21 protein-coding genes and 1 riboswitch are annotated in these 15139 nt (G+C 68.4%); of the genes, 8 read left to right on the forward strand and 13 right to left on the reverse strand.

The window, feature by feature from the left end; genetic code table 11:
• The first annotated feature begins 147 nt into the window (after positions 1–147).
• Together DOE79_RS13645 and DOE79_RS13650 are read left to right on the forward strand one after the other, a co-directional pair.
• Positions 148–534, forward strand: coding sequence for a PadR family transcriptional regulator (locus tag DOE79_RS13645; protein WP_120338970.1), 387 nt, complete (start codon positions 148–150; stop codon positions 532–534).
• Positions 531–1256, forward strand: a complete 726-nt coding sequence (locus tag DOE79_RS13650; RefSeq protein WP_120338971.1) for a hypothetical protein — start codon at positions 531–533, stop codon at positions 1254–1256. Before DOE79_RS13645 ends, DOE79_RS13650 begins: the two co-directional genes overlap by 4 nt.
• Here the strand turns inward: DOE79_RS13650 and DOE79_RS13655 are convergent.
• From DOE79_RS13655 to DOE79_RS13670, 4 genes are all read right to left on the reverse strand, one after another.
• Positions 1247–1630, reverse strand: coding sequence for a fluoride efflux transporter FluC (locus DOE79_RS13655; protein ID WP_120338972.1), 384 nt, complete (start codon positions 1628–1630; stop codon positions 1247–1249). The two genes, DOE79_RS13650 and DOE79_RS13655, sit on opposite strands and share 10 nt — an antisense overlap.
• Positions 1627–2070 (reverse strand): FluC/FEX family fluoride channel, encoded by a 444-nt coding sequence (locus tag DOE79_RS13660; RefSeq protein WP_120338973.1) that lies wholly within the window; start codon positions 2068–2070, stop codon positions 1627–1629. Before DOE79_RS13660 ends, DOE79_RS13655 begins: the two co-directional genes overlap by 4 nt.
• Positions 2070–2816: a 2,3-bisphosphoglycerate-dependent phosphoglycerate mutase gene (locus tag DOE79_RS13665; RefSeq protein WP_245976943.1), complete on the reverse strand. Its 747-nt coding sequence runs from the start codon at positions 2814–2816 to the stop codon at positions 2070–2072. The genes DOE79_RS13660 and DOE79_RS13665 overlap by 1 nt, the downstream gene beginning before the upstream one ends.
• Positions 2817–2851: 35 nt before the next feature.
• A riboswitch (Fluoride riboswitch) is annotated at positions 2852–2924 on the reverse strand.
• A 10-nt stretch (positions 2925–2934) separates the two neighbouring features.
• On the reverse strand, positions 2935–3480 hold the full coding sequence (locus DOE79_RS13670; RefSeq protein ID WP_120338974.1) for a universal stress protein: 546 nt from the start codon (positions 3478–3480) through the stop codon (positions 2935–2937).
• Between the two features lie 87 nt (positions 3481–3567).
• Between DOE79_RS13670 and DOE79_RS13675 the strand changes: the two genes are divergently transcribed.
• A complete protein-coding gene (locus DOE79_RS13675; RefSeq protein WP_120338975.1) occupies positions 3568–3975 on the forward strand; it encodes a RidA family protein in 408 nt (135 codons plus the stop codon).
• A 32-nt stretch (positions 3976–4007) separates the two neighbouring features.
• Here DOE79_RS13675 and DOE79_RS13680 read toward each other — a convergent pair whose 3' ends face one another.
• From DOE79_RS13680 to DOE79_RS20570, 3 genes are read right to left on the reverse strand one after another with little or no spacing between them, the layout of a single operon-like run.
• Entirely contained in the window at positions 4008–4898 is an 891-nt protein-coding gene (locus DOE79_RS13680; RefSeq protein ID WP_245976944.1) for an alpha/beta fold hydrolase, read from the reverse strand.
• 41 nt (positions 4899–4939) lie between these two features.
• Positions 4940–5284, reverse strand: a complete 345-nt coding sequence (locus DOE79_RS13685; protein ID WP_120338977.1) for a transcriptional regulator — start codon at positions 5282–5284, stop codon at positions 4940–4942.
• Complete coding sequence (locus tag DOE79_RS20570; RefSeq protein WP_162942752.1) at positions 5274–5630, reverse strand: hypothetical protein; 357 nt, start codon at positions 5628–5630, stop codon at positions 5274–5276. Before DOE79_RS20570 ends, DOE79_RS13685 begins: the two co-directional genes overlap by 11 nt.
• Before the next feature lie 237 nt (positions 5631–5867).
• Here DOE79_RS20570 and murJ point away from each other — a divergent pair, with 237 nt between their 5' ends.
• Positions 5868–7445, forward strand: coding sequence for a murein biosynthesis integral membrane protein MurJ (murJ, locus tag DOE79_RS13690; protein ID WP_162942753.1), 1578 nt, complete (start codon positions 5868–5870; stop codon positions 7443–7445).
• A 2-nt stretch (positions 7446–7447) separates the two neighbouring features.
• On the opposite strand, the gene DOE79_RS13695 is transcribed toward murJ, so the two are convergent.
• The gene (locus tag DOE79_RS13695; RefSeq protein WP_120338979.1) at positions 7448–8302 is read right to left on the reverse strand and encodes a siderophore-interacting protein; all 855 of its coding nucleotides are present in this window, start codon (positions 8300–8302) and stop codon (positions 7448–7450) included.
• A 270-nt stretch (positions 8303–8572) separates the two neighbouring features.
• On the opposite strand from DOE79_RS13695, the gene DOE79_RS13700 reads away from it, so the two are divergent.
• Both DOE79_RS13700 and DOE79_RS13705 read left to right on the forward strand, forming a co-directional pair.
• A complete protein-coding gene (locus DOE79_RS13700) occupies positions 8573–8980 on the forward strand; it encodes an SRPBCC family protein (RefSeq protein WP_120338980.1) in 408 nt (135 codons plus the stop codon).
• A gap of 7 nt (positions 8981–8987) precedes the next feature.
• Positions 8988–9599, forward strand: coding sequence for a YdeI/OmpD-associated family protein (locus DOE79_RS13705; RefSeq protein ID WP_120338981.1), 612 nt, complete (start codon positions 8988–8990; stop codon positions 9597–9599).
• A gap of 11 nt (positions 9600–9610) precedes the next feature.
• Here the strand turns inward: DOE79_RS13705 and DOE79_RS13710 are convergent, their stop codons facing one another.
• From DOE79_RS13710 to DOE79_RS13720, 3 genes are all read right to left on the reverse strand, one after another.
• Positions 9611–10165, reverse strand: coding sequence for a TetR/AcrR family transcriptional regulator (locus tag DOE79_RS13710; protein WP_120338982.1), 555 nt, complete (start codon positions 10163–10165; stop codon positions 9611–9613).
• On the reverse strand, positions 10162–11136 hold the full coding sequence (locus DOE79_RS13715) for a ketopantoate reductase family protein (protein ID WP_120338983.1): 975 nt from the start codon (positions 11134–11136) through the stop codon (positions 10162–10164). Before DOE79_RS13715 ends, DOE79_RS13710 begins: the two co-directional genes overlap by 4 nt.
• A 95-nt stretch (positions 11137–11231) precedes the next feature.
• Entirely contained in the window at positions 11232–11948 is a 717-nt protein-coding gene (locus tag DOE79_RS13720) for an MBL fold metallo-hydrolase (RefSeq protein ID WP_120338984.1), read from the reverse strand.
• Positions 11949–12001: 53 nt separating this feature from the next.
• On the opposite strand from DOE79_RS13720, the gene DOE79_RS13725 reads away from it, so the two are divergent.
• Complete coding sequence (locus tag DOE79_RS13725; protein WP_120338985.1) at positions 12002–12559, forward strand: TetR/AcrR family transcriptional regulator; 558 nt, start codon at positions 12002–12004, stop codon at positions 12557–12559.
• Positions 12560–12656: 97 nt separating this feature from the next.
• Positions 12657–13172, forward strand: coding sequence for a hypothetical protein (locus tag DOE79_RS13730; RefSeq protein ID WP_120338986.1), 516 nt, complete (start codon positions 12657–12659; stop codon positions 13170–13172).
• Positions 13173–13291: 119 nt separating this feature from the next.
• Here the strand turns inward: DOE79_RS13730 and DOE79_RS13735 are convergent, their stop codons facing one another.
• Positions 13292–14203, reverse strand: coding sequence for a carbohydrate ABC transporter permease (locus DOE79_RS13735; protein WP_120338987.1), 912 nt, complete (start codon positions 14201–14203; stop codon positions 13292–13294).
• A complete protein-coding gene (locus DOE79_RS13740; RefSeq protein ID WP_120338988.1) occupies positions 14200–15138 on the reverse strand; it encodes a carbohydrate ABC transporter permease in 939 nt (312 codons plus the stop codon). Before DOE79_RS13740 ends, DOE79_RS13735 begins: the two co-directional genes overlap by 4 nt.
• Position 15139 lies beyond the last annotated feature (1 nt).

Here is a 15139-nt window from a genome sequence, read left to right on the forward strand (position 1 = left end):
CTTGACTCTAAACATTGCCGCTAGGGCAACGTCAAACTCCGTTTCACTCACGTATCCGGATTGCAGTCGGGAACACCATCGCCGCCCACTGGGATGCAGCGCAGACGATGGCTTGACAGTCATACTACTTAGACACACAATGTAGTCATGCTCTCTCACCAATCCGACCTCCCAGACCCGATCCCGGGGGACTGGCCGAGCGACTGGCTGCGGGCGACCCTGGGCCTCATGGCGTTGCGCGCGCTCGAGGCCGGACCCTCCTACGGGTACGCGATCATCGCCGACCTCGAGCGCAGCGGCTTGGGGGTGATCAAGGGTGGAACGCTCTATCCCTTGTTGACCCGCTACGAGACGGCGGGTCTGGTTGTCACCGAGTGGCGGCCGGGCGCTGCCGGCCCTGGCCGGAAGTACTTCGCCCTCACCGACCGCGGTCGTGCCGAACTGGACCGGCTGCGCGCCGACTGGACCCGGTTCACGGGAACCACGATCACGTACCTCACCGAGCATCGACCGACCAAGGAGAACCTGTCATGACCACGAACATCAGTACCTCGGACAAGAAATGGTTCGACGACCTCATCGTGGAACTCCGGCTGCGCCAGGTGAACGGCCCCGCTATCGGAGACACTGTCGCGAGTGCCCGAGAGCTCCTCGCGGACAGCGGGCAGCACGCCGAGGATGCGTTCGGCCCCGCCCGCGACTACGCCGCCGCGCTTGAACTACCCCGGGACGTTCAAAGCCGCTGGCGTAACGCAGCGCTCTGGCCCGCCCTGGGCGGACTCGCGGCATTCCTGGGGTTCATGCAGGCTCTCGTGCCCGGCGCGACAGGCGAGCCCCTCCTGGTCTCACCCGCTCAACTGGCCCTGCTGGGGGTGACGGTGGTGCTCATTGCCCTGCTGCCGTTGTATCTCGACGTGGCCATCCGACACCCGTGGGTCCTCGGACTTCTGTTCGTCATCGGGGGCGCAGCCGGTTTCTTGTCCTCCGTCGTGGCGCCCGGAACGATCGACGACGCGTGGCTGGTGCTGGCGGCCTGGCCGTGGCTGGTCGGCCTGGCGGCCACCATGATCGTGATTTCGGTGGGGAACACCATCCGCACGCTTCGACGGGGAAACGTCGATGACATCACGGACCCCCGACAGGCGCCCACGGCCGGTCGCAAACGCTCCACCTTTGTGCTCGCGCTGGTCACCGACTGGCTGTTCCCTCTCTTCTCGGCGATGATGTTCGCCGTGGTGATGCTGACTCAGCCGTAGACGCTGAGGCCCAGCCAGAGGCCGAGGAAGGCGCAGGCGACCGCGAGCACGAGCATCCCGAGCCCGTTGACGAGGGCGGAGAGCGATCGGCGGTCCCGGGCCAGCCGCACCGTTTCGACGCTCGCGGTGCTGAACGTGGTGAAGCCACCCATCAGGCCACCGCCGAGCACGAGGTGCCAGGCCTCGGGCAGCCAGAGTGCCAGGGTCAGACCCGTGATCAGGCCCAGCAGCAGCGACCCGAGCACGTTGATGAGCAGGGTGCCCACGGGAAGCGTCGTTCGCACCCGGGCCCGCACGACGCCGTCGAGGGCCAGGCGCAGCGCGGCGCCGAGTCCGCCGGCCAGGGACACGGCCACGAACAGCAGCGGGGTCACGAGTCGGCTCCCCGCCGGCGGTGCAGGGCGGCGCCGCAGGCGATGCCGGCCCAGGCCGTGATGGCGCCGACGATGACGGTGCCCAGCGCGTAGAGCAGGGCCGTGCCGACGCGGTCGTCGGCGAGGAGCAGGCTCGTGTCGGTGGCCAGGGCGCTGTAGGTGGTGAAGCCGCCGAGCACGCCGGTGCCGAGCAGCAGCCGCAGCTGGCGGCGGCGGCCGTCGTCGGGGCCGCTTCGCGCCAGGGTCTCCAGCAACAGGCCGAGCAGGAAGGCGCCGACCACGTTGATGCCCACGATCACCACGGCGACGCCGGCCACGGGCGGCACCGAGATCGCCAACAGCTCGCGGAGGGCGGTGCCGACGGTTCCGCCGGCGAACACCAGGGCGAGGTACTGCCAGCGCAGGTGCACCGGCCGTGCCAGGGCGTCCGGGTCGATCATCAGGTGCCGCCGTCGAGGGTGAGGGCCAGCGCGGCCGCCTCGGCGCGGGGGGCGTCGAGGTAGCGCCGGCCGCCGTCCCGGTAGACCAACGGATGCCCGGTGGGCAGGTTGAGCGCGTGGATGGCGGACTTGTCGAGCTGCTCGAGCACGGCGCAGTAGGCACGCAGCGAATTGCCGTGCGCCACGACCAGCACGGTTCGGGCATCCGTCAAGAGCGGTTCGACGCGTTCGGCGTGGAACTCGGCAACGCGGCCCATCACGTGACGCAGGGATTCGGTGCGGGTGAGCGCCCGGGCGGGCAGACCGCGGAACAGCTCGGTCGCGGCGAACTCGACAACCTGCTCCGCCGACATCTCGGGCGGAGCCGTGTCGACGGACCGGCGCCAGGCCAGGAACTGGGCCTCGCCGAACTCGGCCCGCACGTCGTCTTTGTGCCGACCGGTGAGGGCGCCGTAATTACGCTCGATCAGCCGCCAGTCGATGGTGACCGCGGTCTCCGGCAGGCCCAGCTCGTCGGCGACCAGCCGGGCGGTCTGGGTGGCGCGCCGCAACGGGGAGACGAGCAGGGCATCCGGAACCAGGTCGTTGGCGGCCAGCAGGGCCGCGGCCGCGCGTGCCTCGTCGGCGCCGGGCGCTGACAGGGCGGGGTCGAGGATGCCGGTGAAGAGGCCGGCTGCGTTCGCGGTGCTCTGGCCGTGTCGCAGCAGAACGAGGGATCCGCCGCTCGGCCTGCTCGTCACGCTCACCCACCAGTCTCATCGGCCGATCCGGCGCGACCAAGAAGTCGGTAGGAACCATCAGCGCAAATGGCGGTTCGAGCGGGTGCTCAGGTGGGATCCATCACCACGCAAAAGGGTACACCGCTCAGTCCGACTCCCACGGCAGGTCGTCGTCGAAGGACTCCGGCGCCAGGGGGATCACCACCACTGGGCGGTGCTGGTGGTGGGCCAGATTCATGGCTATGGAGCCGACGAAGAACTCCTGCAGGGTGCCCCGCACGGTTCCATCACGCGTGCCGACCACGATCATGGCGGCGCGGAGGGACTCGGCGAGCTCGCCGAGGGCGCGGGCCGGGTCGCCGCTGAGGTGGCGGATGCTCCACCGAATGGCGTGCCCGCCCAGGATGCGCGTGAGGTGCGCGGCGAGGTAGGGGTCGAAGGCGTCCGCGGGCGTGGACGGTTCGGAGGCAGCGGCTAGGTGCGGCGCATCCGTGAGGGAGTCGATGGCGGGCGGTGCGGCCGGTTGGCGGGTGGCGGCGTCGGGGTGGTGGGATCGTGGCTGCCGGCACGGGTCGGCCCAGGCGCAGACGAGTTCGGCGTCGAAGCGGGCCGCAAAAACCGCCGCCTGCAACACCACGCCGTCGGCCTGGCCGGGGTAGACGCCGACCACCACATGGGCTCGGATGCTCATGGCGCACAGCGTGGCAGAAGACCCGGTTCGGCGGTAGGCCCCTATGCAAGAGTTGGGTGCCGTGCGGGTGGGCGATATCTTGTGGGGATGTCCTCAGCCGTCAGCCTGATCCGGTCCGCTGCACTCTCCAGTTCCGCCGAGTACGCCTACGCGGCCACCGCTCCGGCCGGAGCGCGGCTGATCTTCCTGGCCGGAGCGTGCCCGCTGAATCTCGACGGAAGCACGGCGGGAGTCGGCGACGTCCAGGCGCAGGCCGCGAAGGCCATGGAGAACCTCGTGATCGCTCTGGCTGCTGCCGGAGCAGGACTCGACGACGTGCTGAGCACCCGGGTGCTCGTCGCATCCGCCCGGCACAGTGATCTCGTGGACGCCTGGACGATCGTGCGCGGTGCCTTCGGGGAGCACGACGCGCCGAGCACCCTCCTGGGCGTCACCGTGCTGGGCTACACCGACCAGCTGGTGGAGATCGAAGCCGTCGCCGCGGTGCTGGACTAGGTAGCGCTCTCGTCCTCAACCGATAATCGCGCTCACACAGGATCTGTGCTGCGCCCTCGTCGGGTCGATGTGGCAGGTCCATCCAGGAATGCGGTGAGGGCGGTGACCCACAGATCGTGGGCTTCCAGGTGGGCATCGTGACCGCCCGCGGCCAGATCGACGTGCTGCACACGGCGACCGCGACGGAGGAAATCGCGTTTGGCCACCGCGTCGAACATACCGTCGCGACCGAAGACGGCGAGAGTGGGCACCGCCACGGTCGTCCACTCATCCCAGCGGGCGCGGGCGTCGACGGGTTCGATGGTCGCGATCATGATGTCGGTATCGAAGCGCCGCCAGAGTCCGTCGGGGCGACGCTCCAGGTCGTCAATCCACGCACGCGACAGGGCAGAATCGCCCAGAAAGAGCTCGGCCTCGCTCCGGTCTGCAAATGGCGTGGGCCAGGAGCCGAAGAACTGGCGCATCCCCGCCCGGCTCTCCGCGGTGCCGTCACCGCCGACGCCGGCCTCCAGAAGAACGAGCCGATCCACGAGGTCAGGCCTGGCGGATGCGACGAGCAGTGCCGTGTGCCCTCCCATGGACTGGCCGACCAGGGCAACAGGTTCGCCGACGACCGACTCGAGCAGATGGATCACATCGGCCACGTGAGCCTCGCGCGAGACGTCGTCGGGGCGACGGGTACTCCGGCCGTGACCGCGCGCATCCATTGTCAGGACCCGATGGTGGGGGAGCGCACGCGCGGTGGCCAGCATCTCGGTGCTGCTCCCCGCCAAGCCATGCAGAAGCACGACTGGTGACCCCGTACCCGCGGTATCGGTGACGTACAGTTCGACCGGCCCACGCCGCACGGTGAATTCCGAGGTGCCCATGTGTCCATTCTGGGTGGCGGGGCCCGGTCGCTTCGCCGCGCCGGCGGCGAACACCAGACCAGGTGTGCCTCTGGCGGCAGGAACGTATCGCCTGCTTACGGGACGGGCGGTGGCGCGGTGGGGATGGCGTCGACGCGCGACGAGTCGGCCAGGTCCTGCAGTGCGGCGAGGTGCCGGTCGAAGGCTAGGCGGCCCGTGCCGGTCAGCGACACGTTCGTGCGGCGGCGTGAATCCGGTCGGTCCGGGGACGTCTCCTTCGACGTGGCGACGTAGCCGAGATCGACCAGGTTCTTGACGGTCTTGGAAAGATTCGCCTCGCTGACTGCCAGGGTCGCCGTGATGGTCGAGAATTCGGCATAGTCCACCGGCCGGAGCAACGCGCAGAGTCGCAGCCGGGTGGGCGCGTGGATGGACTCGTCGAAGCGTGCGTCAGAGCCCACGCTGCAACTCCGCTGCGTAGATTCGGTCGTAGAGCAAGCCGCCCGGGAACATGGTCAGGAAGCCGATTGCCGCGGTCGCGATCACCCAGGCCGGCTGGTCGATTGTGGTGGCAAGGGACGACGCGGCGAGCATCGCCAGCACCACCGCACCCATCCCGATCAGGATCAGCAGGCTGCGTGGCCCGGGAACCCGGTTGGTGGACAGGCCGGTTTGCTTCTTGTAGGCGTATTCGAGGGCGACGGCGACGGCGCAGGCGCCAGCGATGAGTACCAGCATCCAGACCGGATCGGCGATCACGGGCGACGCGACGATACCGGCGGTGGACAGCCCCAGAATCGGGTACATCCATCCCGGTGCCTTCGCCCGCACAGCGAGTTGCCGCCTATCCGCCGCGATCGCGTTGAGGGACGCTTGGGCACCCGTTGGATTTTCCCGGCCAATCGGATTACTTTCCATGTGGTTGAGTCTTTCACTTGCCAACGAGTTATGCAACCGTGGAGGGTTCGGGTTGTGGGACGCTGGGCGCATGGGGGAATATACGTCGGCGTGCCGACTCTGCCGGGCTGGTGCGAGGCGTCCGCTGTGAGCGTGCGACGTTCGATCGGATCGATGATGGTCGCGACCTTCGTGTCGCGGGGCCTGGGGTTCGTGAAGACGATGCTGCTCGTCGCTGCCATCGGCGCGACGAGCGCTTACGCGGGCGGCCAGGCCTTCGAGACCGCGAACACGGCCCCCACGTATCTCTTCGCGCTGATCGCCGGCGGTGTGCTCGGTGCGGTGCTCGTGCCCCAGATCGTGCGGAACCTGGACGCCGGTCCCGTCGGCCGGGAGAACACCGATCGGCTGCTCACCGTGGTGCTCGTGGGCGGCGCCGCCGCCACGTTGCTGCTCACCCTGTGCGCCCCGGCCATCGTGGGGATCTATACGGTCGGTTGGTCGGACGAGTGGCGCACCCTCGCGACCTCGATGGCTTACTGGTGCCTGCCGCAGGTGTTCTTCCTGATCGCTTTCGCCGTGCTGTCCCAGATGTTGAACGCCCGCGGCGTGTTCGGCGCCCCCGCGTGGGCACCCGCGGTCTCCAATCTGATCGGCATCGCCGGCATCCTGGTGTTCCTCCTGGCACTGCCGTCCGGGCTGGATGACGCCGCGTCGTGGAGCCCCCTCATGATCGCGGTGCTCGCAGGCTCCGCCACCCTCGCCATCGCGGTGCAGGCGCTGCTCCTGATCATTCCGCTGCGCCGGATCGGGTTCCGGATGCGATTCCGCTGGGGATTCGGCGGGCTCGGTCAGATGTCGACCCTGGCCGGCTGGACGCTGCTCGGCGTCGTGGCCGGCCAAGCTGCGTATCTGGTCACCGCCAACGTCGCCAACAACGCGGGGCAGACCCTCTACGGATTGCACGTGGAAGGCGCCAGCCTGAACTCGCTCTCGACTGCGTACCTCCTCGTGCTGTTGCCGCACGGCATCGTCACGGTATCCCTGACCACGGCGCTCTATACCCGGATGAGCGGACTGGCCGGGCGGAACGATCTGGCCGAGACCGACAAGCTGTCGTCGGTGGCGACCCGGCCGGTCGCCTATGTGTCGATCGCCGCCGCTGCCCTGTTCGTGGCCGTGGGGCCGCTGCTCACCCAGCTGATTTTCAGTAGCGCGGTCGTCGGGCACGTTCTCGCGGTGCTGTCACTCGGGCTGGTGGGCTTCAGTCAGGCGTACGTGCTCAACCGCACGTCCTTCGCGCTGCAGGATGCCCGGGGGCCGTTTTGCACCCAACTCGTCATCGCCGGGCTCTCCGCGGCCGGATCGGCGGCGGCACTGCTGCTCCCCCCGGAGTTCACCGTGCTCGGCATCGCGGCGGGCATCTCCGTCGCCAACCTCGCCGGCTGGCTCACCGCTCACCTCGCGCTCCGACGGTCATTCCGGATGCGCGGCCACCTGCCCGCGAGACGTCCGCACGAGGCCTTGTACTACCTGCGCCTTTTCGCCGCCGCCGCGGTCAGCGCCGGGGCCGGGTCGATCCTGCTCTCGGTCGTCGGCACTCCGGCTGGCTTCGTCGCCCGGGCCGCGCTGCTTGCGGGGGCGGGCGCCGGGGTCGCCGGCATTTTCGCGGGTTTTGCCCGGCTGCTCGGCGATCGCAGCTGGGACGGCATCCGCCGGCGGTGAGACTACCCCGGAACCGGCAGGATCACGCCGACGGGTTCGCGCTTCTCGGCCTGGAAACGGTCCTCGGTGCGGCCCACGGCCCAGTAGCCCGAGAGGGAGAGTTCGGACTTGTGCACCCCGCGCCCGGCGAACACCTCGCGCAGCCCCTTCATGGCGGAGCGCTCGCCGTGGGCGAAGATCTGCGGGCGGCCGGACAGCCAGGTGGCCGCATCCACCTCTCGCACCAGGATGGCAAGGTCGTCGCCGAACAGCCAGCGAACCTGCACCGCCGCCGGGGCGTCGAGGGCGAGGACCTCGCTGGCATCGGGCACCTGGATGAACGCGAGGCCCGACGCGGTGGCGGGCAACGCGGCCAGGGCCGAGGCGATGGCCGGCAGCGCCGACTGGTCGCCGGCGAACAGGTGCCAGTCGGATGCCGGATCGGGCGCGTAGCCGCCGCCGGGGGCGGAGAGGGTGAGGAGGTCGCCGGGCTGGGCGGCGTTCGCCCACGGGCCGGCCAGTCCGGTGTCGCCGTGCACGACGAAGTCGATGGTGAGCGTGCGAGCTTCCGCGTCGACGGCCCTGACGGTGTACGTGCGGGTAACGGGCAGGTCGTCCGGAGCCAGCGTCTGGCGCAGCACGGTGAGATCGAAGGGAGCAGTGAGGCCCAGTTCGGGCTTGGTGAAGTAGATCTTCACGTATTTGTCGGTGGAATCGTTGGTGACGAAGTCGTCGAACTCGTCCCCGGAGAGCACGATCCGCACCAGGTGTGCGCTGAGCTGTTCCCGCCGCACGACCTGGAGGGTGATCTGCGGCCGGGCGGCCCGGGCGGGAGCGATCCGGGTGGCGGGCGTGGGTGTGGCGGTGGGGGAAGTCATCACCTTCGACCCTAGGTTAGGCAACCCTCACTTGGCAATGGCGGGGTGCACCACGACGGCGGGGTGCACCACGACGGCGGGTACCGCGCCGGCGAGAGTCACACTGGTGGTCGCCGGCACCCAGGTCACGCCGGTGGCCAGCGGTGCGCATTGAGCCGGTGAACACGGGTCCAGTTCGGTTACTATTCCGTCACCAGTATTCGGCGGACTGGCGTTTGTCGGTCCAGCCGGCACCTGCGCATCGACCGACTGTCAGAAGGGTTCACTCATATGACCGACTACACCGCGACCATCGACCTTCCCCAGTCGCTGGATGATTCGTTCGCTTTCATAGCCGACCCCCGCAACCTCCCGTACTACTTTCCCCGCATCACCTCGGCCGAGCTCGTGGGGCCCGAGCTGGTGCGCACGACCGCGGTCATCGATCCGGACGGTGCCGATGACGACAGCGGTGAGCCGGTCACTGCCGACGCCTGGTTCCGTTCCGACCCCACCAGCCACGGCATCTCGTGGGGCTCGCCCGACAACGACGAGTACCACGGCCGACTCAGCGCCGAAGAAAGCGACGATGTCACTCGCCTGAACCTCACCCTCACGACGTCGGCGAGCTACCCGGGAATCCAGGACAGTCTCGACGAGGCGTTGAGATCGATCGCGGCCAAGCTCGCCGACGGTTAGGCGACTAGTGGCTGCCCCCGCCACCGCACCGCGGGTCCATGCGGAGACTCGCGGTCAGTGGCGCGGTTGGCTGATCGCACACCACGAACACGAAAAAGCCGTCTGGCTGGTGTCGTGGAAGAAAGCCACGGGCAGGCCCTCGGTCAGTTACGACGATGCCGTCTCAGAGGCTCTGTGCGTGGGCTGGGTGGACAGCAAACCGCAGAAACTCGACGAGGAGCGAACGATGCTCTATTTCTCTCCACGAAAACCGACGAGTGCCTGGTCCCGGCCGAACAAGATCCGGGTGGAAACGCTCCGTGCAGCCGGACTCCTGCTTCCCGCCGGTGAAGCGGTGATCGCGCAAGCGATCAACAACGGCTCGTGGACGCTGCTCGATGATGTCGAGGACCTGATTGTTCCAGCGGACCTCGACGAGGCGTTCGGCGAGAAGCCTCCCGCACGGGCGAACTGGGACCGGTTTCCCCCGTCCGCCCGCCGCGGCATCCTCGAATGGATCGTCCAGGCCAAACGTCCCCAAACCCGAGCCGCCCGGATCCTCGAAACGGCAGAGCGCGCCTCCCGAAACGAACGCGCAGCCCAATGGAGCAGGACGACCGACGGCGGAGGCGCCGCCTGAGTACACCTCCGCTAGAGGTCGGGTCGTTCGGCCAGCAGCCGGAGGCTCTCGAGTTCGGTGCCGAGGTCGCCGGCATCGAGGGCGCCGGCGATCGCGGCCAGCGAGAGGCCCTCGATGCGGCGCACGATGTGGCGGGCGAGGTAGTCGCGTTCTGTGTCACTCACAGCGTGGGGGAGGAGGGCGGATATGGCTTCGGCGCCGTTCTGGAAACGGGTCTGGAGGATATCGCGGCGTCGCACGGGATCCAAGCCGAGGATGTATTCGTAAACCACAGGCCGCAGGGTCTGCTGCACGTCAGACAGGGCCGTGCGTTGTTCTGCGAGGAAGTCAGCGAATCCGGTCGGCCCGGAGTGCACCACATCCGCCGACCGCTCGTGCTCCAGAAGGTCGAACAGGATCTCCTCGGTCGACCCGTACTGGTAGTAAAGGCCTCCGCGGGAGATACCGGCACTCACCCGGATGTGGTCCATCGTCGTCGCCGTGAAGCCGCGCTCCTTGAATTCGGCTGTTGCTGCGCGACGAATGCGCTCCCGTGCGCGTGCCGAGGTGGCGCTGATGTCCGTCATAGCTTTTCGACGACGAACTGCGCGCGGCCGTAGTCCCGATCGAACCCGGGAGTGGAGACGCCTCGGTCACGCGCGGTTCGTTCAACGTCAGTCATGAGCGCAAGAATATCGTCCAGATTGTGGTGCAACTCCATGATGCGGCGGCTCAGCACGTCCCGGCGGAACATCGCCACCATCAGTCGCGAGGACAGCGCTGTGGGCATCAGGAACGCCGCGACGTCGGGCAGGTGGTGCCGCAGCCGGACTCCGCGCGCCGTTACGACCCGGAGGCATTCGCGAATGTTCCGGATTCCGGAGCTCAGGGTGCCGGGGTCGCTGAGGGCTGCTCGCACCGTGCCGCCCAGATCGTCGCCCGGGGCGTGACGGGCGGCGATCGCCGCGATGATCCCCGCGTTGACGGCCTGATGCAGCCACAACCATTCGAGCATCCGGCCCGACTGTTGCACGGTGAGGCCGGCGCTCCGCAGGGCGGTCACCGCGTCGGCGTGAAGAGAGCCGGCCGGTTCGACCGGTCGTTGCAGCCGCACGGAGTCGAACAGCACGGTCTCGTAAACACTGCCGTCCCGGCGTCCCCCGGCGATCGGGTACCCCAGCACGTAGTCGTGATGCCCGACGATGTCGTCGAGCTGCTGACCGGACAGCCAGACCCCGCCCATCAGGACGAGCCGCCGGTTGTATCCCCGGGAGCGGAGGTCTTCGAGTGCACCGGCGAGTGCGTCGGCCGGCACGCTGACGAGGACCAGGTCGACGTCGCCGGGAGGGAAGGACGCGGGGGTGAAGGTGTACTCAGACATGTGCTCGGTGGGAGGGTGGTCCCGCCCGTCCAGCATCGTGAGGTGGACGGTGCCCTCGGCTGAGCCCGCTCTGGTGTCCTGACCACGGAGGAGGTGCTGCACGGTGTGGCCTGCTGCCGACAACACGCTGCCGTAGGCGGTTCCGATGACGCCGCGGCCAACGATGATGATGTTCATACCCGAACCATATCCGACAGCAATGTCGGATTCAAGTTCTCGCCACGTCCCGTCGCTGAGAAGCGCTCGGAAGAGGCGTTGGCGGGGGGATGTCGTCAGGCGTGCGCCGCCTTCTCGACCGCGGCGACCGCGGCGGCGACCCCGCCGTTCCACGGGGCGCCGTGGCCGGGCAGTACCCAGGTTGCACCGGTGGGCAGCAGGGCCCGGAGCGAGGCGATCGCCTGGTCGGGTTCGTCGGTGAACGGCGCCGGCTGCGGGCCCATCTGGCCGGTGAGCACGTGACGGGTGGTGAGTCCGTCGCCGACGAAGACGGCGTCGGCGACCGGAACGTGGATCGCGATGCTGCCGGCCGAGTGTCCGGGCAGCGCGATGATCCGGGGTGCGCCGGGCAGGTCGAGAGTCTCGCCGTCGTGCGCGAGGGCGACCTCGGTCAGGTAGGTCGCGCGTATCCCGCCCTTGCGGAGGGAGTAGCCCACGAAGCCCAGGAGGGGACCGAGTTTCATGGACTGCTTGGCGTTGGCCGGCTTCTTGCCGCCCTTCGCGCGGTCGGCGTCACCGGGGTGCACGAAGACGGGCACGCCGTGATCGCGGCGCAGGCGTTCGGCGAAGCCGACATGATCGCCGTCACCGTGGGTGAGGATCACGCCCTTCACGTCGGCGAGGGTGCGACCCATCGAGGAGAGTTCGGTGAGGAGTTCGCGCCAGAGTCCGGGCAGCCCGGCGTCGATGACGGTCACTCCCTCGTCGGTGTCGACGAGGTAGACGGCGACGATGTCGTTGCCGATGCGGTGGAGGTGAGGTCCGAGTTTCATGATGGCTATGCTACATAGCCATCATGGCTATCGTCAATAGCTATACTCGGATCATGCCTACCCCAGACCGGACTTCTCTCGACGCGATCGTGCTCGCCGCTGCTGACCTGCTCGAGCAGAGCGGGCTCGCGGGGGTGACCATGCAGGCCGTCGCCCAACGCGTCGGGGTGCGGGCGCCGTCGCTGTACAAGAGGGTGCCCAGCAGGGACCGGCTGATCCAACTGGTCGCGGAGACGACGATCACCGAGCTTGCCGGCCGGCTGGATGCCGCCGTCGGGCCGGTCGAGCTGGCGAACGCGCTGCGCGCGATCGGTCACGAGCGACCGGCCGCCTTTCAGCTGATCATGACGCCCGGCCCTGGCGTGCCCGCCGTCGGCGACGAATTCCTATGGGCGGCGAGCGCGGCCATCCTGCGCGTCGCCGATGAGCTGGCGGGCGAAGAGCACGCCCTCGAGGCGGCCCGCACCCTGACCGCCTGGGCGGCCGGCTTCATCAGCATGGAGCTGAACGGCGGCTTCAAGCTCGGCGGAGACGTCGAGAGCGCGTGGGAGTACGGCGTCGACCGGATCGTCGCGGCGATCACGGCCACGCGGGAGGCGCCGGTCGGCTGAGGGTGCCGTTCCGCCTGCGGGCAGGCCTAGACGCCGGTCGGGGGTCGGGGCACAGTTCGTAGCGAAGCTGCCGATGTGCGGCAGGGGATGGATACGAGTGGATGCGGATGCGACGGGCCGCTGGTCGGCCGCGAGCCTGCGCCGGCGGTTCATCAGCCCGGAGCTGATCTCCGGGTCGGTTCTCGTCTGCGTCGTGATCGCCGTGGCGGACGAGGGCGGCGGCATCCTGGATGTCTTCGCGATCACGCTGATCAGCGTGCTGGTGTTCTGGGCGACCGAGGTCTTCGCCTACACGGTCGCCGCGCAACGCAAGCGGCCGGACACCGAGACCGTGCGGGTGGCGGCCTCGGTGCGCGGCGCGCTGGCCGAATCCGAGGGGCTGCTGCTGGCCGGAGTGCTGCCGTTGGTGTTCCTGCTGCTGGGCCTGCTCGGGGTGCAGGAGGGCGAGGTGGCCTACTGGACGGCGTTGTGGGTGGAGGTGGGGCTGCTCGCCGTGGTGGGCTGGATCGCCTTCGGCGGAACCGGGGTCACCTGGTACTGGCGCGCTTGCGGCGCGCTGGCCACCGCGGCGCTGGGATTGCTGGCCGTGCTGCTGAAGATCCTGGTGCATTAGGTTGCCTCGCGGGCCCGCCCTGGCCCAGGCAACCTGCCGGGCGACGTCCTGCATCGAGCGCGATTCGTGGTCGGCGCCTCGACGCAGGGCGTCGGTCTCGGTCGGGCCCGGGGAGCCGGCTACTTCACCGAGCCGCGGGTGACCCCGCTCACCACCCACTTCTGCGCGATCACGTAGACGATCAGCAGCGGCGCCAACGCCATCAGGTAGGAGGCGAACGCCACCGGGTAGTTGGTGTTGAACTGGCCCTGGAAGATGAACTGCGCCAACGGCAGGGTCTGCGCCGACGGGTCGGAGAGCACTACCAGGGGGAGTAGGAAGTCGTTCCATGCCCACACGCAGGTGAGGATTCCGACCGTGGCGTTCATGGGGGACAGCAGCGGGAAGATCACCTTCCAGAACACGCCCCAGGTGCTCGCGCCGTCCAGCCGCGCCGCCTCCTCGAGCTCCACCGGGATGGAGTTGATGTAGGCCACGAAGATGAAGATGTTGAACGAGAGCCCGTAGACCGTGTACAGCAGGATCAGGCCCACCGGGGTGTCCAGGCCCAGCAGCGCGGTCTCCTTCACCACCGGAAGCATGATGATCGGGAACGGCACGAAGATCGCCGCAAGGAAGTAGAAGTACAGCCCTTTGAAGAACTTCTTGTGCATATTGCGGGCGATCGCGTAGGCGACCAGCGAGTTGGTGAGCAGGGTGAGGAACACCGCGCCCACCGTGATCAGGGCCGTGTTCAGCAGCGCCCGGGGGAAGTTCGTCAGCTGGTAGGCATCCGCGAAGTTCTCCCAGCGGATGCTGGTGGGCAGCTCGAACCCGGTGCCGCCGAGCTGGTCGGGCGTCTTGAGCGCCGTGACCACGGTGAAGTACAGCGGGATCAGCACCGTGAGGGAGCACACCGCGATGAGGGCGGTGAGCCACCAGTTGGTGCCGCCGTTGCCGCCGTCGAGCCGCCGGCGGGTGCGCGGGGCGCGCGGGGGCGCATCCGGCGTCTCGGGCAGTGGGGCCGTGGTGCTGGTGAGTGTGTCGGTCATGAGAAGGTCGCCTCCCGGCGCTGCAGGATGCGCAGCTGGAGAAATGAAACGATGATGATGACGAAGAGGTACACGACGGCGTTGGCCATCTGGTAGCCGTACTCGCCGCCCTGGAAGCCGCCTCGGAAGATGACCAGGGCGATGGATTCGGTGGACGTGCCCGGTCCCCCAGCGGTGAGGGCCACGATCTGGTCGAAGACCTGCAGGAACGACTTGAACGACAGCACCATGTTGATGGTGAAGTACGCGCCGATCAGCGGGAAGGTGATCGACCGGAACCGGCGCCAGCCGCTCGCGCCGTCGATGGCGGCGGCCTCGTAGAGGTCGGCGGAGATGGTCTGCAGCCCGGCCAGGTAGAGGATGACGTTGAACGCCGCCGCCTGCCAGACCGTGGTGATGACGATGCCGATCCAGGCGAAGTCGGGGCTGGCCAGCAGGTTGCCCGACAGGCCCGGTAGGCCCAGCGCCGTGAAGATCGCCGGGAACGAGTTGGCGAACAGGTAGTTGAACACGTAGCCGATGATCAGGATCGCGAGCACGTAGGGGATGAAGAACACCCCGCGGAACGCCGCCTGGAACTTGATCTTCGAGTTGAGGCCCAGCGCGATCGCCAGGGCGATCACGTTCACCAGCACGGTCGACACGATGGCGAAGCCGAAGGTGAACCCGTAGGAGTTGAGTACCCGGTCGTCCTGGAACAGGTTGATGTAGTTGGAGAAGCCGACCAGGTCCCAGGTGCCGTAGCCGGCGTAGTTGGTGAGGCTGAAGAACATGCCGGAGAGCACCGGAATGGTGTGCAGGCCGAAGAAGATCACGACGGCCGGCACCACCATCCAGTAGAAGGTGCGGGGCGTGCGGGCGATGTTCGACCTCACCCGTGCCGGTGTGCCGGGTGACGCGGCGGGCCTCTTCGCCCGCGTGGCAGTGGCGGTCATG

Source organism: Cryobacterium soli, assembly GCF_003611035.1.
Lineage (GTDB): Bacteria > Actinomycetota > Actinomycetes > Actinomycetales > Microbacteriaceae > Cryobacterium > Cryobacterium soli.